The sequence below is a fragment of the Tsukamurella sp. NPDC003166 genome (assembly GCF_040611135.1).
Classification (GTDB): Bacteria; Actinomycetota; Actinomycetes; order Mycobacteriales; family Mycobacteriaceae; genus Tsukamurella.
This window is the reverse complement of record NZ_JBEXNL010000002.1, coordinates 182618-207595: the sequence shown is the minus strand read 5'-3', so window position 1 is coordinate 207595 and position 24978 is coordinate 182618. Positions and strand designations below refer to the sequence as shown.

At 71.1% G+C, this 24978-nt stretch carries 22 protein-coding genes; 6 read left to right on the top strand and 16 right to left on the bottom strand.

Features of this window, described 5'->3' with window-relative positions:
- The first annotated feature begins 31 nt into the window (after positions 1 to 31).
- Together ABZX10_RS03190 and ABZX10_RS03185 are read left to right on the top strand one after the other, a co-directional pair.
- Positions 32 to 817: a hypothetical protein gene (locus tag ABZX10_RS03190; protein WP_355534444.1), complete on the top strand. Its 786-nt coding sequence runs from the start codon at positions 32 to 34 to the stop codon at positions 815 to 817.
- Positions 818 to 862: 45 nt separating this feature from the next.
- Positions 863 to 2059: a hypothetical protein gene (locus tag ABZX10_RS03185; RefSeq protein WP_355534442.1), complete on the top strand. Its 1197-nt coding sequence runs from the start codon at positions 863 to 865 to the stop codon at positions 2057 to 2059.
- 4 nt (positions 2060 to 2063) lie between these two features.
- Here the strand turns inward: ABZX10_RS03185 and ABZX10_RS03180 are convergent, their stop codons facing one another.
- Both ABZX10_RS03180 and ABZX10_RS03175 read right to left on the bottom strand, forming a co-directional pair.
- Positions 2064 to 3419, bottom strand: a complete 1356-nt coding sequence (locus ABZX10_RS03180) for an MFS transporter (RefSeq protein ID WP_355534440.1) — start codon at positions 3417 to 3419, stop codon at positions 2064 to 2066.
- Positions 3420 to 3444: 25 nt separating this feature from the next.
- Positions 3445 to 4815, bottom strand: coding sequence for an MFS transporter (locus ABZX10_RS03175; RefSeq protein WP_355534438.1), 1371 nt, complete (start codon positions 4813 to 4815; stop codon positions 3445 to 3447).
- Positions 4816 to 4974: 159 nt separating this feature from the next.
- Between ABZX10_RS03175 and ABZX10_RS03170 the strand changes: the two genes are divergently transcribed.
- Together ABZX10_RS03170 and ABZX10_RS03165 are read left to right on the top strand one after the other, a co-directional pair.
- Positions 4975 to 6027: a magnesium and cobalt transport protein CorA gene (locus ABZX10_RS03170; RefSeq protein WP_355534436.1), complete on the top strand. Its 1053-nt coding sequence runs from the start codon at positions 4975 to 4977 to the stop codon at positions 6025 to 6027.
- A 41-nt stretch (positions 6028 to 6068) separates the two neighbouring features.
- A complete protein-coding gene (locus tag ABZX10_RS03165) occupies positions 6069 to 6935 on the top strand; it encodes a Sir2 family NAD-dependent protein deacetylase (RefSeq protein ID WP_355534434.1) in 867 nt (288 codons plus the stop codon).
- Between the two features lie 167 nt (positions 6936 to 7102).
- On the opposite strand, the gene ABZX10_RS03160 is transcribed toward ABZX10_RS03165, so the two are convergent.
- A complete protein-coding gene (locus tag ABZX10_RS03160) occupies positions 7103 to 8104 on the bottom strand; it encodes a glycoside hydrolase family 3 N-terminal domain-containing protein (RefSeq protein ID WP_355534432.1) in 1002 nt (333 codons plus the stop codon).
- 80 nt (positions 8105 to 8184) lie between these two features.
- Between ABZX10_RS03160 and ABZX10_RS03155 the strand changes: the two genes are divergently transcribed.
- Positions 8185 to 8526 (top strand): helix-turn-helix transcriptional regulator, encoded by a 342-nt coding sequence (locus ABZX10_RS03155; protein WP_355534430.1) that lies wholly within the window; start codon positions 8185 to 8187, stop codon positions 8524 to 8526.
- 17 nt (positions 8527 to 8543) lie between these two features.
- Here ABZX10_RS03155 and ABZX10_RS03150 read toward each other — a convergent pair whose 3' ends face one another.
- The 3 genes from ABZX10_RS03150 to ABZX10_RS03140 form a co-directional block, all read right to left on the bottom strand.
- Complete coding sequence (locus ABZX10_RS03150; protein ID WP_355534428.1) at positions 8544 to 9128, bottom strand: ATP-dependent Clp protease proteolytic subunit; 585 nt, start codon at positions 9126 to 9128, stop codon at positions 8544 to 8546.
- Positions 9125 to 9742: an ATP-dependent Clp protease proteolytic subunit gene (locus tag ABZX10_RS03145; RefSeq protein ID WP_355534426.1), complete on the bottom strand. Its 618-nt coding sequence runs from the start codon at positions 9740 to 9742 to the stop codon at positions 9125 to 9127. The genes ABZX10_RS03150 and ABZX10_RS03145 overlap by 4 nt, the downstream gene beginning before the upstream one ends.
- Positions 9743 to 9853: 111 nt before the next feature.
- Positions 9854 to 10861 (bottom strand): diiron oxygenase, encoded by a 1008-nt coding sequence (locus tag ABZX10_RS03140; protein ID WP_355534424.1) that lies wholly within the window; start codon positions 10859 to 10861, stop codon positions 9854 to 9856.
- A 171-nt stretch (positions 10862 to 11032) separates the two neighbouring features.
- Between ABZX10_RS03140 and ABZX10_RS03135 the strand changes: the two genes are divergently transcribed.
- Entirely contained in the window at positions 11033 to 11473 is a 441-nt protein-coding gene (locus tag ABZX10_RS03135) for an SRPBCC family protein (RefSeq protein WP_355534846.1), read from the top strand.
- A gap of 145 nt (positions 11474 to 11618) precedes the next feature.
- On the opposite strand, the gene proB is transcribed toward ABZX10_RS03135, so the two are convergent.
- The 10 genes from proB to ABZX10_RS03085 form a co-directional block, all read right to left on the bottom strand.
- Complete coding sequence (gene proB, locus ABZX10_RS03130) at positions 11619 to 12713, bottom strand: glutamate 5-kinase (protein ID WP_355534844.1); 1095 nt, start codon at positions 12711 to 12713, stop codon at positions 11619 to 11621.
- Positions 12714 to 12757: 44 nt separating this feature from the next.
- Positions 12758 to 14218, bottom strand: coding sequence for a GTPase ObgE (obgE, locus tag ABZX10_RS03125; RefSeq protein ID WP_355534422.1), 1461 nt, complete (start codon positions 14216 to 14218; stop codon positions 12758 to 12760).
- A 114-nt stretch (positions 14219 to 14332) separates the two neighbouring features.
- On the bottom strand, positions 14333 to 14596 hold the full coding sequence (gene rpmA / locus ABZX10_RS03120) for a 50S ribosomal protein L27 (protein WP_068571019.1): 264 nt from the start codon (positions 14594 to 14596) through the stop codon (positions 14333 to 14335).
- Positions 14597 to 14641: 45 nt separating this feature from the next.
- Positions 14642 to 14953: a 50S ribosomal protein L21 gene (gene rplU / locus ABZX10_RS03115; RefSeq protein WP_355534419.1), complete on the bottom strand. Its 312-nt coding sequence runs from the start codon at positions 14951 to 14953 to the stop codon at positions 14642 to 14644.
- A 150-nt stretch (positions 14954 to 15103) separates the two neighbouring features.
- Positions 15104 to 18205 carry a translation initiation factor IF-2 N-terminal domain-containing protein gene (locus ABZX10_RS03110; protein ID WP_355534417.1) on the bottom strand — a complete coding sequence of 1034 codons (3102 nt, stop codon included), beginning with the start codon at positions 18203 to 18205 and terminating at the stop codon, positions 15104 to 15106.
- Positions 18206 to 18507: 302 nt separating this feature from the next.
- The gene (ndk, locus tag ABZX10_RS03105; protein ID WP_355534415.1) at positions 18508 to 18921 is read right to left on the bottom strand and encodes a nucleoside-diphosphate kinase; all 414 of its coding nucleotides are present in this window, start codon (positions 18919 to 18921) and stop codon (positions 18508 to 18510) included.
- A 66-nt stretch (positions 18922 to 18987) separates the two neighbouring features.
- Complete coding sequence (locus tag ABZX10_RS03100; protein WP_355534413.1) at positions 18988 to 19386, bottom strand: DUF4233 domain-containing protein; 399 nt, start codon at positions 19384 to 19386, stop codon at positions 18988 to 18990.
- The gene (locus ABZX10_RS03095; RefSeq protein WP_355534411.1) at positions 19383 to 20810 is read right to left on the bottom strand and encodes a folylpolyglutamate synthase/dihydrofolate synthase family protein; all 1428 of its coding nucleotides are present in this window, start codon (positions 20808 to 20810) and stop codon (positions 19383 to 19385) included. The genes ABZX10_RS03100 and ABZX10_RS03095 overlap by 4 nt, the downstream gene beginning before the upstream one ends.
- Entirely contained in the window at positions 20807 to 23509 is a 2703-nt protein-coding gene (locus ABZX10_RS03090; protein ID WP_355534408.1) for a valine--tRNA ligase, read from the bottom strand. Before ABZX10_RS03090 ends, ABZX10_RS03095 begins: the two co-directional genes overlap by 4 nt.
- 52 nt (positions 23510 to 23561) lie before the next feature.
- Positions 23562 to 24974, bottom strand: a complete 1413-nt coding sequence (locus tag ABZX10_RS03085) for a neutral zinc metallopeptidase (RefSeq protein ID WP_355534406.1) — start codon at positions 24972 to 24974, stop codon at positions 23562 to 23564.
- Positions 24975 to 24978 lie beyond the last annotated feature (4 nt).

Below are 24978 nucleotides of genomic sequence, written 5' to 3'. Positions count from 1 at the left end.
TATAGCGTTAAGAACGAGAGGTTGGAGCGGAATGACGACATCCACGACGATCCGGACCTTCATCGAGGACCGCGAGGTCGCCGGCGAACAGGTCCGCACATGGGAAGAGCGCCGCCTCCGGGCCGTATTCCGCAAGCTGGCCGCCGGGCTGGGGGCGCGGGCCGTGGGAGAGATGCTCCCGGGCGAGACGATCGCGGGCGTGCTGGGCGGGCCGATCGACACGCAGCGTGCAGCGCTGACTTCGATGAAGACCCGCCTCGGCCACGCCGGCATGTACGCGCTGCTCCGCCGCGAGCTCGCGTTCTCCGAGGCGACCACGCGGGCGACCGTCGCCGCGAGCCGCGGCCGCACGGCGACATCGGTCACCCGCCTGGAGGCGCCGGACGTGTCCGCTGACCGGTTCGCGGACTGGTTCGACGACCTCACCGCGTCGAACCGCGAGGCCGAGATGCTCGAGGCGTGCCCCGACCACTACCTGCTCCGTGGCCTGCCCGACGGACGTCAGGAGGTCGTCGAGACCACGGGCGGCTCGCCCGCCGCCACCCGCTTCCTCGTCGACTACACCCGTACCGACCGGCTCAGCACGCCCGCCGACCCCGGTTACCCGATCCAGATCGCGGGCGCGGCGCTCCTCGACGACGGCACGTGCATCGGCGGCGTCCGCCACCAACTGCGCGACCGGGACGGCACTCTCGAGGCGCTGCTGACCGTCGAGTTCCCGGCCGTGGTGCCGGCACGCCTTCTCCGGCAGCACCAGTGGCACCTCGCCGTCGAGTTCGGCAACTGGATCCGCAGCTCCACAGCATCACCACGGTAAGCAGGTCACCAGGGAACGCCAACCGGACGACACTAACCTCTTCCCATGATCACGCTCACATCGACCGGTCCCTCGACGCGCGCACGCCGCGCGGCGTGCGCGCTCGCCGTCGTCGCCACGATCGCCGGGTGCTCCTCCACCGCGGGCGAGCCCACAGCTCCCAGTAGCGCAGCGCCGCACCTGGATACCGGTGGGTTCGCGACCTCCGCACGCACGATCACAGCATCGACACGCGACCGCAAGGCACTCGAGATGCAGCGCATGTTCACGACGATGCCGGTGGTCACCGACATCGTGCCGTCGATGACGTACATCCGCGCCGTCCACAACGCCGCCGGCGAATCGGTGGCCGACGCCTTCGGCAGCGGCGTCGCCGCAGCGACGAAAGCGAGTAAGTTCGGAAACTTCGTCGCGTACGGCGACAGCGCGGAGGCGGGCGCGAGCAGCCACGAGTTCATCGTCGCGCTGATGCGGATGCCCTCCGCCGAGGAGGCCACGGCCGCTGCCACCGCACCGTCCGTCCTTGCTGCCGACACGCCCCCATCGGACCAGTCCCCCACGCCGAAGACGCCACTTCCTCTCGCCGGGCAACCCAGCGCTACGGCGTACTCGAAGACGACGAACGGGAAGACCAGCGTCACGGCACTGCTGCCGGCGGGCAGACTCCTCATCGCGGTACGGACCTCGATCGACGACGGGCCGTCCGTCACGACACGGTTCCTGACCGAGCAGGTCGCGGCACTCCGCGGATTCACGCCCACCCCCGACGACCGGCTCGGGTCCCTGCCCACCGATTCCGACGGTGTCCGGAGCCTCACGCTTGCTCACCCCACACCCGCCGACGGGACGTTGTTCACCGACGGCTGGGCCACCGCGCGAGGCCTGCTGAATCAGGTGGAACGACCCGCCCGAACGCGAACCGACGTGGCCGACGCCGGTGTCGACGTCGTCGGCCTCGGCGCGAGCAACGTCTATCGGGCCCGCGACGCCGCCGGTGCGACTCTCCTCGCGGGCCGGCTCGTCGCCGCGTACCGGCAGGACAGCGCGGGGTCGTCGGTCAGCACAGTGGACGGGGTGCCCGGCGCCACCTGCGTGACCGCCACGAAGGACCGCTCCGCACAGGGCCATTGCGTGGTCCCCGTCGGCAGGTACGTCGGCGAGTACACCTCGCGACAGCCCGCGAAGAGTGCTCAGGCCATCGCTGCCCAGTACCTGATCCTCCGATCCGCCCCGCAACGCTGAGCGACTACCGCGCACCGTCGACCGCGAAGGCGCTGCCGCGCTCCCGGTCGAGGAAGGTCTCGGACTTGTTGCGCAGGAAGAAGAGGTACACGAACAGTGAGATCCCGATCGTCACCGTCACGTAGACGATGAACCAGGTGACGTGGCCGGCGTTCTTCGCGGCCTCGTAGAGGACCGGTGCGGTGCCGCCGAACACGGAGTTGCCCAGCGCGTATCCGATTCCCACGCCCAGGGCCCGGATGTGCGACGGGAACAGCTCCGCCTTCACCAGCGCGTTGATCGACGTGTAGCCGGTGATGATCACGTATCCGAGACACACCATCGCGAGCGAAGCCACCGCGACATGGAGGTTCGGCAAGTAGGTGATCAGGAAGTAGGTGTAGACCACGCCGCCGATGCCGAAGAAGACCAGCATGGGCTTGCGACCGACCTTGTCGCTGATCATGCCGCCGATCGGCTGGATGAGCATGAGGAAGGTCAGGCCGATCAGGTTCACCCAGGTCGCGACCAGTTCGTGGTCCTTGTAGGCCGACTTCACGATCGCCGGCGCGTTCACGCTGTAGACGTAGAAGGCGAGGGTGCCGCCCATCGTGATCAGGAAGCACAGCAGCAGGGGACGCCAGTACCCGGTGAAAAGCTCGCGCAAGGTGCCCGACGAGGTGTCCTCACCGGCCCGCACCGCAGCCAGCCGCTCCTCGGACAAGGACTCGTCCATCGACCGGCGCAGCCAGAACACCGCGATCGCGGCGATACCGCCCACGAAGAACGCTATCCGCCACCCGAAGTCGCCGACCTGGGCCTTGGAGAACAGGCCCAGCAGGATCAGCAGCATGAGCTGCGCCAGCACCTGGCCTCCGACCAGCGTCACGTACTGGAAGGAGGAGAAGAATCCGCGTCGCTCCCGCGTCGCGGCCTCGGACATGTACGTCGCGGACGTGCCGTACTCGCCGCCCGTCGCGAAGCCCTGGACGAGCCGGCACAGCAGCAGGATCAGCGCCGCGGCGCCACCGATCGTCTCGCGACCCGGCACGACGGCGATCACGAACGAGCACAGCGCCATCAGGGACACGCTCATCGTCAGTGCCGAGCGTCGGCCCCTCCGGTCGGCGTAGCGCCCGAAGAACCACGAGCCCACGGGCCGCATCACGAAGGTCACCGCGAAGATCGCGTAGACGTACACGGTGGAGTTCTTGTCGGCGTGGTCGAAGAAGTGGCCTTCGAAGTAGCTGGCGAACGCCGTGTAGACGTACACGTCGTACCACTCGATGAGGTTCCCGCTCGACCCGCGCAGCGTGTTCCAGATCGCCCGGCGGGTGTCCGCCCGGGACGAGACGGGCACCGTCGCACTCGATTCGCTCATGATCGCCTTTCCGGCCGGCTCCGGCCTAGACCTCGTCCGCAGAGCGGCCGGTGCTGCGGTGACCGAGTACCGCCACCGTGATCATCAGCGCGACCATCGCCGCCGCGACCACCGCGAACACCCACACGCTGCCACGATCGTCGAGGATCGGTAGCAGAACGAACGGAAGGAACGCGGTCACCAGCTTCGACAGCGAGTACGCCGCGCCGGCCGCCGTCCCGCGGATCGCCGTGGGGTACGAGTCGGCGAGGTAGACGTGATAGGCGTTGGAGAACAGGTTCGAGGCGAGGGTGTAGCAGAATCCGGCCGCCACGATCTGCGCCGGACCGCCCGCGAATCCGAACCACAGGCCGAAGACGGCCATCAGGCCCGCCGAACCGATGACGAGGTACCGCCGTTCGATCCGCTCGACGATCGGCAGTGCCAGCGCGGCGCCCAGCGGGTAGCCGATGTACGACAGCGCCACGAACAGCAGCGAGGTCTGGATCGAGTAGCCCTTGGCCAGCAGCACGAGCGGCGCGATGGTGCCGAAGCCGTAGTAGCCGAACACCTCCAGCGCGGAGACGATCCACAGCATGACGGTGCGCCGCCGGTACGGCGGGCGGAACAGCGCGCGGATGGTGATCGACCGCGAGCGCACCGGGTGCAGCGCCGCGTCGGGCTCGGCGAGCACCGCCCCCTCCTGCACCGCCTGCGCCTCCAGCCGGCGGACGATGGCGTCGGCCTCGTCGGAGCGCCCCCGTGCCTCGAGCCACCGGGGCGATTCGGGGAGGCCCCGTCGGACCAGCCAGACGAGCAGCGAACCGAACGCACCGAACACGAACAGCAGCCGCCACCCCTGCACCTCGGCTCCCCCGACCTCGAAGACCTGCGGCGTGAGCCAGCGCGCGGCGAAGCCCACCACCGGCACGCCGAGGAAGGACACGACGTAGGCCAGGGAGATGTACTTGCCGCGCACGTTCTTCGGCAGGATGTCCGACAGGTAGGAGTCGGCGAGCGCGAACTCGCCGCCGATCCCGATGCCCGCGACGAACCTGGTCACCACCAGGAACGCCGCATTCGGGCTGAACGCACCCGCGAGCGAGGCGGCCGAGTAGAGCGCCAGATTGAGCATGAACGCGGTGCGCCGGCCGTAGCGGTCGGCGAGCCGCCCCATGAACAGTGCGCCGATGAACTGGCCGATGAACGCGGAGGCCAGGAGCAGCTTGAGCTCGTCGGCACCGAGTGCGAAGTCCTTCTTCAGCACGGTCGCGATGGTCGCGGCCAGGAAGTTCTCGTACTGATCGAAGAACAGCCCGAGCCCGATCACCCCCACCGCGACGAAGTGCAGCCGCGTCATCGGCAGCCTGTCGAGCCGCGCCGCGATCGACGGCTCCTGCGTGGTCTCGGTCGTCACCCGTCGAAATATACTTCGGTACACGAATATCCGAAACAGTGAGGTCGCCGCCGTCGGCGCAGGCACGATTCGTGCCGGAATGACCCCGGTGTCCGGACCGGTCGATCCGACCCCGCAGTACGCCGCGCGGCGGGAGGGTGAGTGCGGTTGAATCCAATCGTGATCGTCGATTGCGCCCACTACGTCAACGGTGCCCGGCAAGCGGAGGCCGCGCTCCCTCCCCTCGACGCGGCACGACTGTGCGCCGGCAACGGCTTCGTCTGGCTCGGGTTGTTCGAACCGACGCCCGAGGAGATGGAGTCCGTACGGCGGGCCTTCGACCTGCATGAACTCGCCGTCGAGGACGCTCAGGACTACCACCTGCGGCCCAAGGTCGAGGACTTCGAGTCCTCGGTCAAGCTCGTCATCCTCCGGACCGCACGCTACGACGACGCCCGCGAGGAGGTCGACTTCGGCGAGATCAGCGTGTTCGTCGGCAGCAACTTCGTCATCACCGTCCGACAGGGCGTGGCGAGCGAGCTGCATCAGGCCCGCGCCCGCCTCGAACAGAAGCCGGATCTCCTCGCGCTGGGCACCGACGCGGTGCTGTGGGCCATCCTCGACCAGGTGGTCGACGGCTACGAACCCGTCGTCGCGGGCCTGGAGCACGACATCGAGCAGATCGAGGCGACGGTGTTCTCGGGTGCGGTCGCCCCCACGGAGCGGATCTACCTGCTCCGCCGCGAGGTCACGAACTTCTACCGCGCCGCGCACCCCCTCCTCGCGGTGGTCAACGCCGTCGGCAAGGGGCTCGATGAGGAGCGCCTGTCCCCGTACCTGCGCGATGTCTACGACCGGCTCCAGCTGGTCAACGAGGAGGTGTCCGCCCAGCGCGACCTCCTCGGCACGATCCTGCAGGCCAACATCGCCGTCGTCTCGGTCCAGCAGGCGAACTCGGCGGCCCGGCAGAACAGCACCATGGAGCAGCTCACGGTGCTGGCCACGATCTTCCTTCCGCTGACCTTCATCACCGGCTTCTTCGGACAGAACTTCGAGTGGCTGACCTCGCACATCGACGGTTTCTGGCACTTCATGATCCTCGGCATCGGCGGCCTGCTCGTTCCGCTGATAGCGCTGGCGCTGTGGCTGCGCCGCAACAAAGCGCCCGAGGTCGATCCGTTCGCCAGTACGCACCACGCGCAGCACGGCGGGACCGAACGCCGACCGGGCTGAGTCCGCTCGTCCGCGCCGGGACCGCGCGTAGCCTGGACGACGTGCGCACTGCGATACCCGCCTGGGAGCCCGCGGAGGCCACCGCGCCCGACGCGGACTACGCCGACCGGCTCGACCGGGCGCGGGAACTGCTGCGCGGGCGTCGCATCCTCGCGCTCACCGGCGCCGGGATCTCCACCGCGTCCGGAATCCCCGACTACCGGAGCCCGGACGCGCCCCGTCGCACCCCGATGACGCTGCAGCAGTTCCTGGGATCCGCCGAGTTCCGGCGCCGCTACTGGGCCCGCAACCACCTCGGCTGGCGACACATGGACGCGGCGCTGCCCAACGCGGCGCACCGCGGCCTCGCGGCCCTTCCCGGCGTGACGGGCGTGATCACGCAGAACGTCGACCTGCTGCACCTCAAGGCCGGCTCGCGCGGTGTCGTCGACCTGCACGGGAACTACGCGCAGGTGCGGTGCCTGACCTGCGAGAACCGGATCAGCCGACATCGCCTGCACGCCCAGCTGGAACCGCTCAACGCGGACTTCGTCGCGCGGATCGCCGGACGCGGCGCACTCGAGGTGGCCCCCGACGCCGATGTCGTGATCGAGGACACCGGCGATTTCACGATGGTCGACTGCGGAGCCTGCGGCGGCATCCTCAAGCCCGACATCGTCTACTTCGGCGAGTCCGTACCCAAGCCCCGGGTCGCCCGCGCGTTCGCCATGGTCGACGATGCCGAGGCCCTCCTCGTGCTGGGAACCTCGCTCACCGTCATGTCGGGCCTGCGGTTCGTCCGGCACGCGCGCAAGCAGGGCACGCCGATCGTCATCATCAACCGCGGCCGCACCCGCGGCGACGAGCTCGCCGACATCACCGTCGACGTGGACGTCGCCACCGCGCTCCAGCGTCTGGCCCTGCCGTGATCACCGACCGAGAGGACCCCGTGAGCACCGAGGCCGCCGATCTCCCGCTCGACGACCGCGCCCGCCTCCTCACGGGTGCGGACTTCTGGACCACCGCCGCGGCGCCGGGAGTGCCGTCGATCGTGCAGTGACCGGGCGGGGTCGGCCCGGTCCGCGCCGGGGCGCGGTCAGAGGCCGGCGCGCGCCAGCGCCTGCGCGGCCTCGTCACCCTGGGCGATGTCGCGGGCGGAGCAGCACAGCAGGTCGGCGCCGGCCCGGACCGCCGCGACCGCCCGCTGTCCCGTGGAGCCGTACGCCGCGAGAGCTCCCGCCTCGAGCGCGTCCGTGATGATCGTGCCCGAGAAGCCGAGCCGGCCGCGCAGGTGGGTCTGCAGGATCGTCCGGGACATGCCGGCCGGGTTCGCCGCGTCCAGGGCGGGATAGACGGCCCACGACGGCATCACCATCCGCACCCCCGCCGCGATCGCGGCGGAGTACGGCGCCATGTCGACCGACTGCAGGGTCGCGGCCGGAACGTCGACGGTGACGGTGGTCAGGTCCGTGTTCGCCCCCGCCGGGGCCGCGCCCAGGCCCGGGAAGTGCTTGGCGCACGCCGAGATCCCTGCGCCCTGCGCGGCCCGGATGAAGGCCGCGGCGCAGTCGGCGACGACCTTCGGGTCGGACGAGAAGCTGCGCTGCGTGGCGTCCAGGAAGTCGCCGGCGGACCGGTGCACGCCCAGCACGGGCGCGAGGTCGCCGGTGATCCCGGCCCCGCCCAGCACGGCGGCCGCCGTCGCGCCCTGCGTGCGTGCCGCGGCCGCCGGGTCGGCCGAGGCGCCCACCTGCTTCGCGGACGCGGACGGACCGCCGGGCACCCGGTTGACGTGGCCGCCCTCCTGATCGGTGAGCAGCGTGAGCGGGCCCTTCGCCGCCCTGCGGAACTCCGCGGTCACCTCGGCGAGCTGGGTCGCGGACGAGATGTTCTCCGCGAAGAAGATGACGCCGCCGACGCGACCCTGCGAGACCTTGGTCAACAGCTCGGCGGGCGGCGTGTGGCCGGTGTAGGAGTACACCACTCGCTGCCCCGCGCTCGGTGCCGCCGCGGCCCTCCCCGCGGACACCGCTGTTAGGGTCGCGAACACGGCACCCGTGCCCGCGACGAGGAACGCCCGACGGTCGAAATCCACCATGCCCACCGAGGGTACGCACTCGCGCGCTGCTCAGAGCGGATCCGACGGTGCCGGGGCCCGGCCCGTCGTACCGTGAGGCCATGCAGACCCGCAGCGAGGCACTGTTCCGGCACGAGCTCGGCGCCCACCTGCGCCGGCTGCGGCACGAGCGCGGCGAGCGGCTCGCCGACACCGCCGACCGTGCCGGGATCTCGCCGCAGTACCTGTCCGAGATCGAGCGCGGGCTCAAGGATCCGTCCAGCGAGATGCTCTCGGCCATCGCCGGAGCGCTCGGCACCGACGTGGGGGCGATCGCCGTCGCGGTGGGTCTGCGGCTGCAGGCCGCACGCCCGGTGGTGCGGCTCGGCGTCGTCGCCACCGGGCCGGTCGCGGTGCCCCGTCGGGTCTCCCCCGGCCCGCGGCTGCTCGCGCTGGCGGCCTGACCGCCCGCCGGGCGAGGTCAGGCCTCCTCGATCACCTCGTCGATCAGCCCGTAGTCGACGGCCGCAGCGGCGGTGAAGACGCGGTCGTGATCGGTGTCGGCGCGGAGCTGCTCGGGCGTCTGGCCGGTGTGCCGCGCCAGGACCCGCTCCATCTGGGCGCGCACGCGGATCACCTCGTCGGCCTGCAGGATGAGGTCGGGGATCGTGCCGCGCCCCTGCGCCGACGGCTGATGCAGCACGATCCGCGCATGCGGGAGACCCATCCGTCGGCCCGGTGCCCCGCCCGCGAGCAGCACCGCCCCCACGGCGACGGCCTGCCCGACGCAGGTGGTCGCCACCGGCGGCCGGATGTACCGCATGGTGTCGTAGATCGCCAGGGCCGCGCTGGGATCGCCGCCCTCGCAGTTGATGTAGAGCTGGATCTCGTCCTCGCCGTCGGAGGCGAGGAACAGCAGCTGCGCGACGATCGCGTTCGCGACCCCGGCGTCGATGCCCGTGCCGAGATAGACCACCCGCTCCGACAGCAGATGCGAATACACATCGGTGATCCGCTCGCCGGTGGGCCGCCGGTCGATGACATTGGGGATCGTGTAGGTGCTCATCGCGTTGCCCCCGCGAGATCGAAACCGGTGCGACGGCGGCCCGGGACGATCGTGTCGAAGGAGTCGACGATCTCGTCGACGAAGCCGTAGTCGCGGGCCTCCTGCGCCGTGTACCACCGGTCGTGCAGCGAGTCCTCGAAGATCTGCTCGATCGGCCGCCCGGTGTCCTCCGCGATCAGGCCGAGCACCGTGTCCCGGGTGTGCCGCAGGTCGCCGGCTTGCAGCTCGATGTCGACGGCGGTGCCGCCGATGCCGGCGGAGCCCTGGTGCATGAGCACCCGGGCGTGCGGCAGGGCGCGGCGCTTGCCCGGCGTGCCCGCGGACAGCAGGAACTGGCCGGCGCTGTACGCGATCCCGAGCACGAGCGTCGAGACATCACATGGCACGAGCCGCATGACATCGCGGATCGCGAGCATGGACGGTACGGACCCGCCGGGCGAATGGATCCACAGCGCGATGTCGCCGGGACCGACCGCGGCGAGCGAGAGGATCTGCGTGGCGAGAAGGGAGCCGTTGTCGTCGTCGAGCGGACCGTCGAGCACGACGACCCGGTGGTCGTAGAGCTCGCGACGTACCCGTTCGGTGAACCTGGGGGTGGTGGGTGCCTCTGTCATGCCACCATCGTGGCGCCGACCGCATCGCCGGAGAAGACGAATCCGCCTGGGGCGGAGCCGCTCACAGCAGCTCCGCCTCAGGCGGATCGGAACGTGCGGCTCTGCGGAGGATCAGCCCGCCGAGTACGCCGGCTCGCTGCGGAACCGGGACACGCGGCCGTCGATGCCGAGCGCGCGCCACAGAAGGCGCGAGACCGGGTTCATCAGCTTCGTCTTCTCGGCGAGCAGCCGCACGTCGCCGAAGACCTCGCGCTTGACGGCCTGCGACTCCGGCGAGCGCCAGTACATCTGCTTCCACTCGGACCGCGGAATCTCGAACCGCGTGCGGAACTCGCGCGGCGGCACCGCGATCGCGGTGAGCAGCGAGCGCATCACGAGCGGCAGCGCGAGCGAGAGCAGGAAGCGCGGGAACACTCCGCGCGTGGGGACGCGGTGCTCGAGCAACTGGTGTGCGAAGGAGATGTGGCGTGCCTCCTCCGCCACGTGGATCTGCATGACCGCGGTCATCGTGGGGTGCTGCTCGATGCCGGAACGCAGGAACTGCTTCTGCACGTGGTCGATCGGCTCCTCGCCGCCGAGTACGCCCATGTAGAAGATCATCGGAAAGGTGGTGGCCGCCAGCGGGATGATCGGCGACAGGCGGCGGAACCACAGCGGGCCGCCGGGCACGTCCATGCCGATCCGGTTGACGAACTCCTGGAACATCAGCGTGTGCTGACACTCCTCCTTGGCCTCGTGCGTGGCGTAGCGGAACTCCGGGGAATTGTTCGGCTGCACCGCCGTGTACTGCATGATGCCGCGGATCAGCACCGACTCGAACTGCAGGCCCACCTTCGCGACATTGGCCTGCCGCCACATGCCCATCTCGATCTGCTTGGATCGCGGCTGCGACCGGTACCACTGCGTCCGACCGATCGGGTCGAAGCGGGAGTCGAGGATCCAGCGCGGATCGTCCGGCGTGACCGCGAGCTCCGGAGAGTCCCAGTCGATGTCCACGTACGGGTCGAAGTTCCGCTGGACCGAGGCCTCCGACAGGTCGTGCAAGGTCTGCTCGTACTCCGCCTGCCCGGGGAACGGGCGGCCGCGGGTGCGACCCATGTGCGTGATGTGCAGTGCCATGACGAAGTCCTCCTGCGGGCTGACACAGTTCTACTGAAAATGTACCACGATGATGGACACTTCCTACCCGTATGTATGAACGCGCTGGTCCGGCCTGTAGGGTCGGCCGTGATCACCCGGGACACCGGGTCCCACATGATCGCCGCCCGCACCGCCGACGCCGGAGGTTCCATGACCACCATCAACCACACCGCGACCGCCACCGTCCCCGTCGACCGGGCCTTCGCGCACGTCGCGGACTACCGGACCGTGCCGACATGGTTCTTCGGCATCAGCCGGTTCGTCCCGCAGGGCGAGAAGGACTACGGCCTCGGCGCCGTGTACGACTCCGCGGTGAAGATCGGGCCGAAGGAGATCGGCTCCGTCGTCGAGGTGACCGAGTTCGATGCGGACCGGCTCATCACGCTGAAGTCCATCTCCGGGTTCAGGACCTCGTCGCGCTGGTCCTTCGCGGACGCCGGCGACGGGCGCACTGAGCTCACCGTCGAGTTCACCTACGACCTGCCCGGCGGCCTCGCGGGCAAGGCCCTCGGCATGATCATCGAACCCTTCGCCGTCCAGGCGGTCAAGGCGTCCGAGGCGGCGCTGCGCCGGCAGCTCGAGACGGTGTAGCCGCGAGCGCACCCGCGGGCGACGCATTTCGGGTGCGAGAGTGCTCCCGCACCCTTCGCGCGCAGGCGCACCCCGCATGCCGGGTGCGCTCACGCAATCCGGGTGCGGATACCTTCCCGCACCCGTTTTGCCCGCCGCCGGCCCCCTAGCGGACCGGCACCAGGTCGTCCGCGTGCACGACGGGCCGGCGAAGGCCCTCGGGCAGCTCGGCCGTGCCCTGCCCGAGCATCGCCTCGATCTCCGAGTGGTCGTAGGCGACGACGCCACGCGCCCGGACGGTACCCGCCGCGTCGCGCAGGTTGACCACGTCTCCCCCGGAGAACGTGCCGCTCACGCCGTGCACGCCCGCCGGCAACAGGGACCGTCGGCGGTCCACGACCGCGGCGACGGCACCGTCGTCCAACACGAGATCCCCGTGGACGTCGGCGGCGTGCCGCACCCAGAACCGCCGCGCCGACAGGCGCACGGCCCGCGGCCGGAAGACGGTGCCCACGTCGGCACCGTCGAGCGCCCGGTCGGCGAGGGCCGCCGCGGTCAGCAGCACGGGCACTCCCGCGTCGGCGGCGAGCCGGGCGGCAGACAGCTTCGAGGCCATCCCGCCCGTGCCGAGGGCGCCGCCCGAGCCGGCCACCACACCGTCGAGGTCCTCCGGGCCGTCCACGGCCGGGATCAGCGAGGCCTCGCCCCTGCGCGGGTCGCCGTCGTAGAGTCCGTCGACGTCGGAGAGCAGGACCAGCGCCTCGGCGCCGGTCAGGTGCGCGACGAGGGCGGCCAGCCGGTCGTTGTCACCGAAGCGCACCTCGTTGGAGGCCACCACGTCGTTCTCGTTGATGATCGGGACGGCACCGAGCGTGCGCAGCCGATCGAGCGTGCGCTGCGCGTTGGCGGCGTGCACGCGCAGCCCGATGTCGTGCGCGGTGAGCAGCACCAGCGAGACGATCCGCTCGTAGCGCCGGAACGACGCGCCCCAGGCGTTGGCCAGCTGCAACTGCCCCACCGAGGCGACCGCCTGCTTGGTCGCGAGGTCCGTGGGCCGGCGCTTCAACCCCAGCGGCGCCATGCCCGCGCCGATCGCGCCGGAGGAGACCACGATGACCTCGGTCCCCCGGTCCAGGCGCGCGACGATCGCGTCGGTCAGCGCGTCCAGACGGTCCGACGCCAGGCCGTGCTCGAGATCGGTCAGCGCGGAGCTGCCGATCTTGACGACCAGCTTGCGGGCGCCGGCGACGAGGGCGCGCATGTCGCCGTCGAGCAGCTCGCCGTGGGACGTCGCGGGCGCCTCGGTCACAGGTCGTCCTCGTCGTCGCTCGCCAGGCCGCGCCGCACGTCGTGCTGGTGACGACGCTCGGCGGCGCCCACGCGGTCGTTCTGTTCGAGCCGGATGTCGGTGCCGCGGCCCGTGACCGGCACGTCGTCGATGGTGCCGAGCGAGGGCTCCCAATTGAAGCAGACGTCGCCGATGGTGACCGGGGCGCCGGGCTCCGCACCGAGCTTGACCAGCTCCTTCTCGACGCCGAGCCGGTTGAGCCGGTCGGCCAGGAAGCCGACGGCCTCGTCGTTGTCGAACGGCGTCTGCTTGATCCACCGCTCGGGCCGCGGGCCCCGCACGATGAAGCCGCCCGGCTGCGCGGGATCGGAGATGACCTCGAACCCGGACTCGTCGATGGCGATGGGCCGGATGACGGGGCGGCGGGCGACCGGGGTCCCCCGCTCCTCCCGGTAGCGCTGCACCAGCTCGGCGAGCGCGAAGGTCAGCTCGCGCAGGCCCGTGTGCGCGACCGCGGAGATCACGAAGACCGGCCAGCCGCGCGCCTCGAACTCGGGGCGCACCATCTCGGCGAGCTCCTCGGCGTCCGGCACGTCGGCCTTGTTGAGCACGACGATGCGGGGCCGCTCAGACAGGTCGCCGAGGCCGGTGTCGGCGGCCAGCGCCGGCTGGTACGCGGCCAGCTCGGCCTCCAGCGCGTCGACATCGCTCACCGGGTCACGGCCGGGCTCCAGGGTCGCGCAGTCCACGACGTGCGCGAGCACGGCGCACCGCTCGAGGTGGCGCAGGAAGTCCAGCCCGAGGCCCCGGCCCGTCGACGCACCGGGGATGAGTCCCGGGACGTCGGCGATGGTGAAGGTCGTCTCCCCCGCCGAGACGACGCCGAGATTCGGGGCGAGCGTGGTGAACGGGTAGTCGGCGATCTTCGGCTTCGCGGCCGAGAGCACCGAGACCAGCGAGGACTTCCCCGCCGACGGGAAACCGACGAGGCCCACATCGGCGACCGACTTGAGCTCGAGCACCAGATCGCGCGCCTGGCCCTCCTCGCCGAGCAGCGCGAAGCCGGGCGCCTTGCGCGCCTTCGACACCAGCGCCGCGTTGCCGCGACCGCCGCGACCGCCCTGCGCGGCATCGAACCGCGTGCCCGCGCCCACGAGGTCGGCGACCATCCGGCCGTCGGTGTCCAGGACGACGGTGCCGTCCGGCACCTTCAGGATCAGGTCCTGCCCGGAGCGCCCCTCGCGGTTCCCGCCCTCGCCGGGCTTGCCGTTGGTGGCCTTGAGGTGCGGGCGGAAGTGGAAGTCGAGCAGGGTGTGCACCTGCGGGTCGACCTCGAGGATCACCGAGCCGCCGCGGCCCCCGTTGCCGCCGTCGGGACCGCCGAGCGGCTTGAACTTCTCCCGGTGGATCGAGGCGCAGCCGTGGCCACCGTTACCTGCCGTGACGTGCACCGTCACGCGGTCGACGAACCTGGACATGGGTGAACCTCTTTCTACCGGGTGACCGCCCGAGGGCGGAAAGACGAAAGCGGGCGGGTCCCTGACAAGGAGACCACGCCCGCCTTCGAGAAGACTTCGTACTAGTGCTGCGGACTAGGCCTCCGCGGCGACCGGCACGATGTTGACCGTCTTGCGGCCACGCTTGGTGCCGAACTCCACGGCGCCCGCCGCGAGGGCGAACAGCGTGTCGTCGCCGCCACGGCCGACGAGCACGCCGGGGTGGAAGTGGGTGCCGCGCTGCCGGACGATGATCTCGCCGGCGCTGACCTTCTGGCCACCGAACCGCTTGACGCCCAGTCGCTGGGCGTTGGAATCACGACCGTTGCGCGAGCTGGACGCGCCCTTCTTGTGTGCCATCTGGCTACTCCTGTACTAAAAGTGTGAGTGGTCTTGGTTCGCCGGTCAGGCGATCGCGGTCACCTTGACGACCGTCAGCTTCTGCCGGTGGCCCTGACGCTTGTGGTAGCCGGTCTTGTTCTTGAACTTGTGGATGCGGATCTTCGGACCCTTGACCTGATCCACGACCTCGGCGGTGACCGAGATCTTCTCCAGCGCGGCGGCGTCGGTGGTCAGGTTCGCACCGTCGACGACGAGCGCCACGGGCAGCTGGACGCTGCTCCCGAGCTCACCGTCGAGCTTCTCGACCTTCACCAGGTCGCCGACGGCGACCTTGTACTGCTTGCCGCCGGTCTTGACGATCGCATACGTGGCCATCTTCTCCGCTTACCTCTTCAACACATCTCGTAGTTCTAGCGCGCGCCAGGTGCGCGGCTCGCCTTCACGCAAGTACTCCGGTACCGCGCACGCACGAGCGCGCCGCCGGAAAAGCGACCTTCCCAGGTTACGGGAACGCCGACGCCAGGGTCAAACCGGCTGGTCCGCCTTGTCTGCAGTGTCACCCTCGGCGCCACCCGCCGCCGGTCCCGCCGGCCGGGCCGCGGCACGGCGCCGGGCCCGCTTGCGCGCCGGCTCCGCGACCGACTGCCCCGCGGCGTCCCCCGCGGGCGCGGTCGGCGCGTCCGCAACAGGGACCACGATGTCGACGACGATCGTCTGCGCGGACGTCGAGGTCGTGGTGGGCGCCTTGCGCGCCACCCTGCGGCGGCGCGGGGCCGACGGTGCCTGCTCCGCCGGCTTCTGCTCAGCCACCGGTGCGGCCTCGGGCTGCGCCGAAACGACCTGTTCCGGTTCGGTGGCCGGCGCCTCGGCAGCGGGCGGCTCCGGCACCTCGACAGCAGAGGGCTCCGGCGTCTCCGCCGCCGGCGCGTCGACCGCCGGCGCGTCGACCGCGGGTGCGTCGACCGTGGGCGCGTCGACAGCGGGTGGCGCGGCGGGCTCCGCCACGTCGTGGCCGTCCTCATCGTGGTGCGCCGCCATCGCCCGGAACATCGGATGCTCGCCCTTGTGCGCGACGGGCTCCTTCGCGGGCGCGGGCTGCGCTTCCGGGGCCGGGGCGGCACCGTCGGACTTGGCCCGCTTGCGCTTCTTACGGCCCGTGCCCTCGGACCGCTCCCCCGAGCGACCCGCGTCCTCGCCGCCGGCCGACGACTCGACCGGCGCGTCGTGGACGATGATGCCGCGGCCGGCGCACGCCTGGCACGGCGTGGAGAAGGCCTCGACGAGGCCCGTGCCGATCCGCTTGCGGGTCATCTGGACCAGGCCCAGCGAAGTGACCTCGGAGACCTGGTGGCGCGTGCGGTCGCGGCCCAGGGCCTCGGTGAGGCGCCGCAGCACGAGGTCGCGGTTGGACTCGAGCACCATGTCGATGAAGTCGACGACGATCATGCCGCCGATATCGCGCAGGCGCATCTGCCGCACGATCTCCTCGGCCGCCTCGAGGTTGTTGCGGGTGACCGTCTCCTCGAGGTTGCCGCCGGCGCCGGTGAACTTGCCGGTGTTGACGTCGACGACGGTCATCGCCTCGGTGCGGTCGATGACCAACGTGCCGCCCGAGGGCAGCCAGACCTTGCGGTCCATCGCCTTGGCGAGCTGCTCGTCGATGCGGTAGGTCGCGAACACGTCGGGCGCGTCGGCGTGGGCCTTCTCGAACTTCTCGACCCGCGGCAGCAGGTCGGGAGCGACGTCGCCGACGTACTTCGAGGTGGTGTCCCAGGCCCTGCGGCCCTCGATGACGAGCTTGCTGAAGTCCTCGTTGAACAGGTCGCGGACGACCTTGACCAGCAGGTCCGGCTCCTCGTAGAGCGCCTTGACGCCCTTCTGCGACGACGCGGCCTCGATCTCGGCCCACTGCGCCTGCAGCCGCGCGACATCGCCCGCGAGCTCCTCGGCACTCACGCCCTCGGAGGCGGTGCGGATGATCACGCCCGCATCGGCCGGGACGATCTCCTTGAGGATCTCCTTGAGCCGCTTGCGCTCGGTGTCGGGCAGCTTGCGCGAGATGCCGGCGGAGCCGCCGCCCGGCACGTACACCAGGAAGCGCCCCGCGAGGGAGATCTGCGTGGTCAGCCGAGCACCCTTGTGGCCGACCGGGTCCTTGGAGACCTGCACCAGCACCTGATCGCCGGGCTTGAGGGCCTGCTCGATCTTGCGGGCGTTGCCGTCGAGGCCGGCGGCGTCCCAGTTGACCTCGCCGGCGTACAGCACGCCGTTGCGACCGCGGCCGATGTCGACGAACGCGGCCTCCATCGAGGGCAGCACGTTCTGCACGCGGCCGAGGTAGATGTTGCCGACCATCGACGCCGAGCTGGACGAGGTGACGAAGTGCTCCACCAGCACGCCGTCCTCAAGGACCGCGACCTGGGTGTAGTCGGCGGGATGCGGCACGGTGTGGCCGTCCTGGCCCTGCGACGGACCCACGCCGGTGCGCTCGCGGACGACCATCACGCGGTCGACTGCCTCGCGGCGGGCGAGGAACTCCGACTCGGTGAGGATCGGCGGACGGCGGCGCACGGTGTCGCGACCGTCGCGGCGACGCTGCCGCTTCGCCTCCAGGCGGGTCGAGCCGCTGATCCCGCGCACCTCGTCGCGACGGGCGCGCTGGCGCGCTTCGCGCGGCTCGCGCTCGTGGACGACGGTGTTGGGCGGGTCGTCGGACGAGGCCGCTTCGGCGCCGTCCTCCCCCGCACCCGAGCGGCGACGCCGACGGCGACGGCGACGACGCGAGCCGCCGTCGGTCACGTCCTCGACGTCATCGCCCTCGGCGTCGTCCGACGATGCCTCGTCCGCCGCCTCCGCGGCGGGCGCGCTCTTCTCCTCGGGCGGCTGCTCGTCGGTGCTCGCGTCCTGCGCCGGCGCACCGTCGGCCTGCTCGACCTGCTCCTGGCCGTCCTGCTCGTCGGCGTTCTCGCCGCGGCCGCGGCCACGGCCCCGGCGGCCCCGGCGGCGGCGACGGTTGCCCGCCCCGTCGTCGTCCGCGGACTCGTCGCCCGACGGTGCCGCGTCCGCGGCCTCGGCGGCGGGCTCGGTGTCCTGCTCGGTCGTGGGAGCGTCCTCGGCGAGGACCTCGGGCTCCTGGGCGTCCTCGACGACGTCCTTCTTCTTCGGCGCGCGCGCCTTCCGCGGCGCGGGCTCGGCCTGCTCGGGCTGCAAGAACAGCGGCACCGTCGTGTCGATGGTCGACGGGGCCACCTCGGCGATGGGCTCGATGACCGCGGCCTCGGAGAAGAGGGACGGGGTCTCCGCGACCGGCTGCTCAGCGGGCTCGGCGGGCACCGCGGCGGCGGGCTCGACGGGCGCCGAAGGGGCGGGCTCGGCCGCGACCTGCTGGTCAGCGGCATCCGGCGCCGCACTCGCGAGCTCGGCGATGCGATCGCGAACGCGCTCCGCAGCGCTGCGGTCGATGCTCGAGTGCGCGCTGCGCGCGACGAAGCCGAGATCGCCCAGGTGCGCGAGCACCTCCTTGCTGGTGAGCCCCAGCAGCCGCGCCAGCGCGTGGACGCGCAGCTTCTGCGGGAACTCCTCCCGAGCTTCGTTGTTCTGTTCTTCCGGCGACGTGGTGTCGGCCACTGAATCTCCTACCGACCCCCGGGCGCGATCACTACTCGGTCGCGGCCACGCGGGGGCGTGTCGTGTGGTGGGGCTCCAGGTGATCTGTTGCCTCACGTTTGTCAAGGTCTGCACGTGTCTCGTGCGTGGCGCACGCTTGCTCGGTGTTCGCCGAGCTGCCGGGCCGGTCGGTGCTGCGCGGTTGCGCGCGCCGACGTGCGTCCGACTCATCATCCCACACGTCACAGCCGCGGCGGAAAAGTATCGGGCCCGCGCTGCGCGGTTCGCGCGGCGCGGGCCCGGAGGAAGCGGGTAGACGCAGGTCAGGCGAGACCGGGGAACCAGAGGGCGATCTCGCGCGCAGCGGACTCGGGCGAGTCGGAACCGTGCACGAGGTTCTGCTGGGTCTCCAGGCCGAAATCGCCGCGGATGGTGCCGGGCACGGCCTTCTCGACGGGGTCGGTACCGCCGGCGAGCTGACGGAACGCCGCGATCGCGCGCGGGCCCTCCAGCACCGCGGCCACGACGGGCCCGGAAGTGATGAATTCAAGCAGGGAGCCGAAGAAGGGCTTCTCCTTGTGTTCGGCGTAGTGGCCCTGCGCCACCTCGATGGAGACGTGCTTGAGTTCGAGGGCCGCGATGGTCAGGCCCTTCCGCTCGATGCGCGCCAGGATCTCCCCGGACAGGCCGCGCTGCACGCCGTCGGGCTTGATGAGAATCAGAGTCCGCTCAGTCACAGCCCACACAGTAACGTGCCGCCGACGGCGCAGTCCGTTCGGATGACCCGTCGCCGTGCCCCGGATTCAGTCCGAGATCGGCTCCTGGCCCTGGAGGCGCCCCTGCGCCATCCGCTTCTTGACGTCCCGCTCGATGTAGACGATGTACGCCCAGACCAGGCCGAACACGACGCCCACGGAGCCGATCCCCCAGTGCACCGCGAAGCCGGCGATCACGGCGACCTGCAGCGCACAGAACGCGGGGATGGCCCACGGCTTCTTCACGACCATGCAGCCCGCGAAGCAGGCAGCGGCCAGCAGGAGCACGTACCCGATCTTGACGGCGGTCAGGCCGGAGGTCAGCTTGATCACCACCGGCAGCGCCAGCAGGATCACGATCATCTCGAGGATCAGCGTGCCGGACAGGATGCCGCGGAAGCTCTTCCACGGGTCCTTGGTGGGTGGCGTGAACCGCTGGGTGGTCACTGGGGTTCCTTTCCGAACAGCGAACGCGCCGCTCCCGCGGTCACCACGGAGCCAGTGACGAGCACGCCGACACCCGACGCCGGCGCACCGGTGTCGAGGCCGTCGTCCGACTCCTGGTCGGCGAGCGCGATCGCGGTCTCGACCGCGTCGACCATGGTGGGCGAGGTGACGACGCGGTCCTCGCCGAAGATCTCCTCGGCGATCGCGGCGAGCCGCTCGACCTCGAGCGCGCGCGGCGACCCGTTGTGCGTGACGACCACGGTGTCGAGCACCGGTTCGAGCGCGGTCAGCACGCCGATCGCGTCCTTGTCGGCGAGCACGGAGACCACGCCGATCAGCGTGTGGAAACCGAACTCGGTTTCGATGGTTCGGGCGAGCGCCTGCGCGCCGTGCGGGTTGTGCGCGGCGTCGATGAGCACCGTCGGGGCGGTGCGGACGCGTTCGAGCCTGCCCGGGGAGGCCGCTTTCGCGAAGCCCTCCCGCACCGTGTCGACGTCGAGCTGCTGGTCGGCGCCCGCGCCGAAGAAGGCCTCCACGGCGGCGAGCGCGACCACGGCGTTGTTGGCCTGGTGCTCGCCGTGCAGCGGCAGGAAGATCTCGTCGTACACGCCGCCGAGGCCCTGCAGGGTCAGCTGCTGTCCGCCGACGGCGACGCGCCGCTCGACGACCATGAACTCGGACCCTTCACGCGCGACCGCGGCGTCGGCCTCGACGGCCTTGCGGAGCAGCACGTCCATGGCGGCCGGCTCCTGCTTGCCCACGATCACGACGGTGTCCTTGGGGATCAGCCGCTCGGGGGCGCGCTTGATGATGCCCGCCTTCTCCCCCGCGATCGACGGGATGTCCGGGCCCAGGATCTCGACGTGGTCGAGGCCGATCGGCGTGATCACGGCGACCTCTGCCGTGACGACGTTCGTGGCGTCCCAGGTGCCGCCGAGCCCGACCTCCACCACCGCCACGTCGACGGGGGCCTCGGCGAACGCCGCGAAGGCCATCGCCGTGAGCACCTCGAACTTGCTCATCCGCGGACCGTCGGCGGCCTCGGACTGCGCGTCGACGAGCTCGATGAAGGGCTCGAGCTCGCGGTAGGTCTCCACGTACTGCTTCGCAGTGAGCGGCGCACCGTCGACCGCGATGCGTTCGGTGGCGAGCTGCAGGTGGGGGCTGGTGATCCGGCCCGTCCGGCGCGAGAAGGCGAGCAGCAGCGAGTCGATCATGCGCGCCGTGGAGGACTTGCCGTTCGTGCCCGCGATCTGGATCGACGGGTACGCGTCCTGCGGCGAGCCGAGCAACTGCATCAGCGCGGCGATCCGCGTCAGCGAGGGTTCGATCGTGGTCTCGGGCCAGCGCTGATCGAGTTCCGCCTCGACGCGGGCGAGCTCGGCCAGGTCGTCGGGGTCGGCGGCGAAGGCGGGTACCGTCACGCGGCGCCCCCGCCGAGCTGCGCGATCCGCGCCGTCAGCCGCTCGACCTCCTCCTGCGCGACGCTCTGCCGCCCGCGGATCTTGTCGACGACGGCATCCGGCGCCTTCGCCAGGAAGGCCTCGTTGCCGAGCTTGGCCGTGGTCCCGTCGAGCTCCTTCTGCGCGGCCTTCAGGTCCTTCTCCAGGCGCGCCCGCTCGGCCCCCAGGTCGACGGTGCCGGACGTGTCCAGTTCGACGGTGACCGTGCCCCCGGCCAGCCGGACCTCGAGCGACGCGGTGGCGGCGAACCCCTCCTCGGGAGGGGTGAGGCGACACAGGTTCGCGGCCGCGGCGGCCAGGGAGGTCAGGCCCGCCTCGTCGAGGCCGGTGAGCCGCGCGGCGACCCGCTGGCCGGGCTTGAGCAGCTGGTCGCTGCGGAACCTGCGGATCTCGGTGACGAGGCGCTGCAGGTCGGCGAAGCGGCGGGCGGACTCCACGCCGTCGGCGGGGATCTCGGCGGGGGCCCAGTCGCGCGCCGGCCAGTCGGCGATCACCAGCGAGGTTCCGCCGGTCAGCGCCTTCCACAGCACCTCGGTGACGAAGGGCATCGTCGGGTGCAGCATGCGCAGCACGACGTCGAGGGCCTTGCCGAGCACCAGGCGGGTGTTCTCGCCGAGCTCCGCGTCGCCGTCGTCGTTCGCGGCGTGCAGCTGCAGCTTGGCGACCTCGAGGTACCAGTCGCACAGCTCGTCCCACGCGAAGTGGTAGAGCGCCTCACAGGCCTTGCCCAGCTCGTTGGCGTCGAACGCGGCGTCGGCCTCGGCCTGCACCACCGCGAGGCGATCCAGGATCCAGCGGTCGGCATCGGTGAGCCGATCGCGCGCCGGCAGCTCACCGACGTGCGCGTCGTTCATCAGCGCCAGCTTCGTGGCGTTGAACAGCTTGGTGGCGAACTTGCGGCTGCTCGCCGCGGCATCGGCACCCACGTTGAGGTCGGCGCCGGGGATGGTGCCGCGCGCCAGGGTGAAGCGCAGCGCGTCGGCGCCGTACTCCTCCACCCAATCCAGCGGATCGATGCCGTTGCCCTTCGACTTGGACATCTTCTTGCCGAACTCGTCCCGCACGAGGCCGTGCAGCAGCACCTCGTGGAAGGGCACCTTGCCCGGCGCGTTCGGCTCCTCGCCGATGAAGGTGCCGAACATCATCATCCGGGCGACCCAGAAGAAGATGATGTCGTAGCCCGTGATCAGCGTCGAGGTGGGATAGAACTTCGCCAGGTCGGCCGTGGCGTCCGGCCAGCCCATCGTGGAGAACGGGAACAGACCCGAACTGAACCAGGTGTCCAGCACGTCGGGGTCCTGCTCGTAGCCGGCGGGCGGGACGTCGTCCGGGCCGCAGCAGACCACGTCGCGGTTGCCGTCGGCGTCGGCCGGGCCGTACCAGACGGGGATGCGGTGACCCCACCAGAGCTGGCGGGAGATGTTCCAGTCGTGCATCTCGTCGACCCAGTCGAAGAACCGCGGGGCCAGCGACTCGGGAACGATCCTGGTGTCGCCGCTGCGGACGGCGTCGCCGGCGGCCTTCGACAGCCGGTCCACCTTGACCCACCACTGCATCGACAGCCGCGGCTCGATCGGCTCGCCGGAGCGCTCGCTGTGGCCGACGCTGTGCCGGTACGGGCGGACCTCCTTGACGATGCGGCCCTGCTCGGCCAGCGCCTCGCGGATCGCCTTGCGGGCGGCGAATCGGTCCAGGCCGTCGAACGCGGTTCCGGTGCCGACGATGTGGGCCGTCTCGTCCATGATCGTGGGCATCGGCAGGCCGTGCCGCTGACCGAGGGCGAAGTCGTTGGGATCGTGCGCGGGGGTGATCTTCACAGCGCCGGAACCGAACTCGGGATCGACGTAGTCGTCGGCCACGACGGGGATCCGGCGGTCCAGGAACGGGTGCTCGAGGGTGGTGCCCACCAGCGCGCGGTACCGCTCGTCGTCCGGGTGGACGGCGATCGCCGTGTCGCCCAGCATCGTCTCGAGGCGGGTCGTGGCGCAGACGATGTGCGGCTCACCGTCGCTGAGGGACCCGTATCGGAAGGACACGAGCTCCCCGTCGACCTCCTTGTGGTCGACCTCGAGGTCGGAGATGCCGGTCTGCAGCACCGGCGACCAGTTGACGAGGCGCTCGGCGCGGTAGATCAGGCCGGCGTCGAAGAGCTGCTTGAAGATGGTCTGGACGGCGCGCGAGAGGCCCTCGTCCATGGTGAACCGCTCTCGGGACCAGTCGACGCCGACGCCGATGCGGCGCATCTGGCCGGTGATGTTGCCGTGGCTGGCCTCCTTGAAGGCCCAGGCGCGCTCGAGGAACTTCTCGCGGCCGATCTCGCGGCGGCTCGTGCCCTCGGCGGCGAGCTGCTTCTCGACGAGCGACTGGGTGGCGATACCAGCGTGGTCGGTGCCCGGCAGCCACAGCACCTCGTAGCCCTGCATCCGCTTGCGGCGGCACAGCGCGTCGGTGATGGTCTGGTCCAGGGCGTGCCCCAGGTGCAGGCTGCCGGTCACGTTCGGCGGCGGCAGGACCACGGAGAACGCGGGCTTGGGCGAGGTGTTGTCGGCGGTGAAGTAGCCCGCCTCGACCCACCCGGAGTAGATGTCCGCCTCTACCGCACCGGGCTCCCAGGCGGCGGGGAGTCGGTCGAGAGCGGAGTCGCGCGGCGCAGTAGTCACCCCACGATTCTAGTCAGCGCACGCGAGGCGGTTCCGCCGGGCGGGGATGGGCTCACGCCACGTCGCTCGACGACGCCGCCCACGTGTTGCACCGGGCCAGCCGATTCGTCTGGTAGCCGGTGTTCCACCACCCCTGGGCGTGGGCGCTGGTCCCGTGGTCGCGGTCCGAGCCGGGCTGGTCGCCCCGCTCCTGGTCCTCGAACGCCGTCCGGTAGTCGCGGCTGGTGAACTGACCACCGGTGTCACTCACCGACTTCACCAGCATCCCGCTGAAGCACTGCGCCTGCAGCTCGGTGCGGCGCGAGACCTCGAGCCCGCGATCCGAGGTACGGCCGTACTGCCGTTCCAGCCGCACCTCCGCGGCGAGGATGCCGGTCACCCGCTGCACGTGGTGCCCGTACTCGTGCGCGAAGACGGACAGGTAGATCACCGGCTGGTTCCCGTAGCGGTCCACCTGCAGCCCGCTGGGCGGCATGTACAGGGTCTCGTTCGAGGGGCAGTAGAACGCCGCCACGTTCTCCGCCGCCAGGTCGGTCGTGCCACACGGCGAGGACAGCTTGGTACCGGACGGCACCAGCACGGTGGGCTTGCGGTAGCTCAGGCCGGCGGCCTCGGTCGCGGACTGCCAGGCCCGGTCGAGGCACGGCGCGATGCTGTCGAAGAAGCGCTTGCCCGCGGCGCTGTCGGAGGGCCAGCCCGCCGCGGTGCAGGGCTGGGTCAGCAGCCCTGCGCTCGCATTCGCGAACAGCGGGTTACCCTGGAGCGCAGCGGTTCCCGTCGGGGTCGTGCCGGCCGCCACGGACTGGCCGGTGGTCTCGGACCGTGCGGTCGCGCTCGTGGTGGTGGCCGACGTCGTCGTGGTGACCTCCGTCGTGGTGACGGTGCCGCCCGACGCCCCGGTGGGGGACGCACCGGTGTCCACCGTCGATCTGCCCGCCAGCGCGATCACCGCGACGCCCAGCAGGAGCGCGATGATCACCACGATCGCGACGACCAGCACGGCGACCCACGGCCCGCCGCCGGAGCGCGCGGGCGGGACCGGTGCCCACGCCGGAGCTCCGGAGCCGACGGTGCGCCCGTACCCGACGGGCCCGACGGGGCCTCGGTACGGGGCGGGCATCGACCACTGGGCGGGCGGGACGACGCGCGGCGGCGCCGCGGGGACCGGTCGCTGCGGGACGGGCCGATACGCGGGGTGCGGCGCCTGCGGCCGCGGGACTCCGGGTCGTGCGGCACCGGGGCCGTAGCTCGGTGCGTACGGACGGACCGGGCCTGCCGGGCGGGGCGGCACCGTCGGCCTGCGGACGCCGGAGGAGATGCGGTACTGACCCGAGAGTCCCCGCGCCGGTGCGGGGCGCGGGGCCTGCGCGGGCGGCGGAACGGGCACGCGGCGCGGCTGCGGACGCCCCGCGGACGAGCCCGGACGCGGATAGCCGCGGCCCTGCGGATCGTACGGATTCCCCACGTCT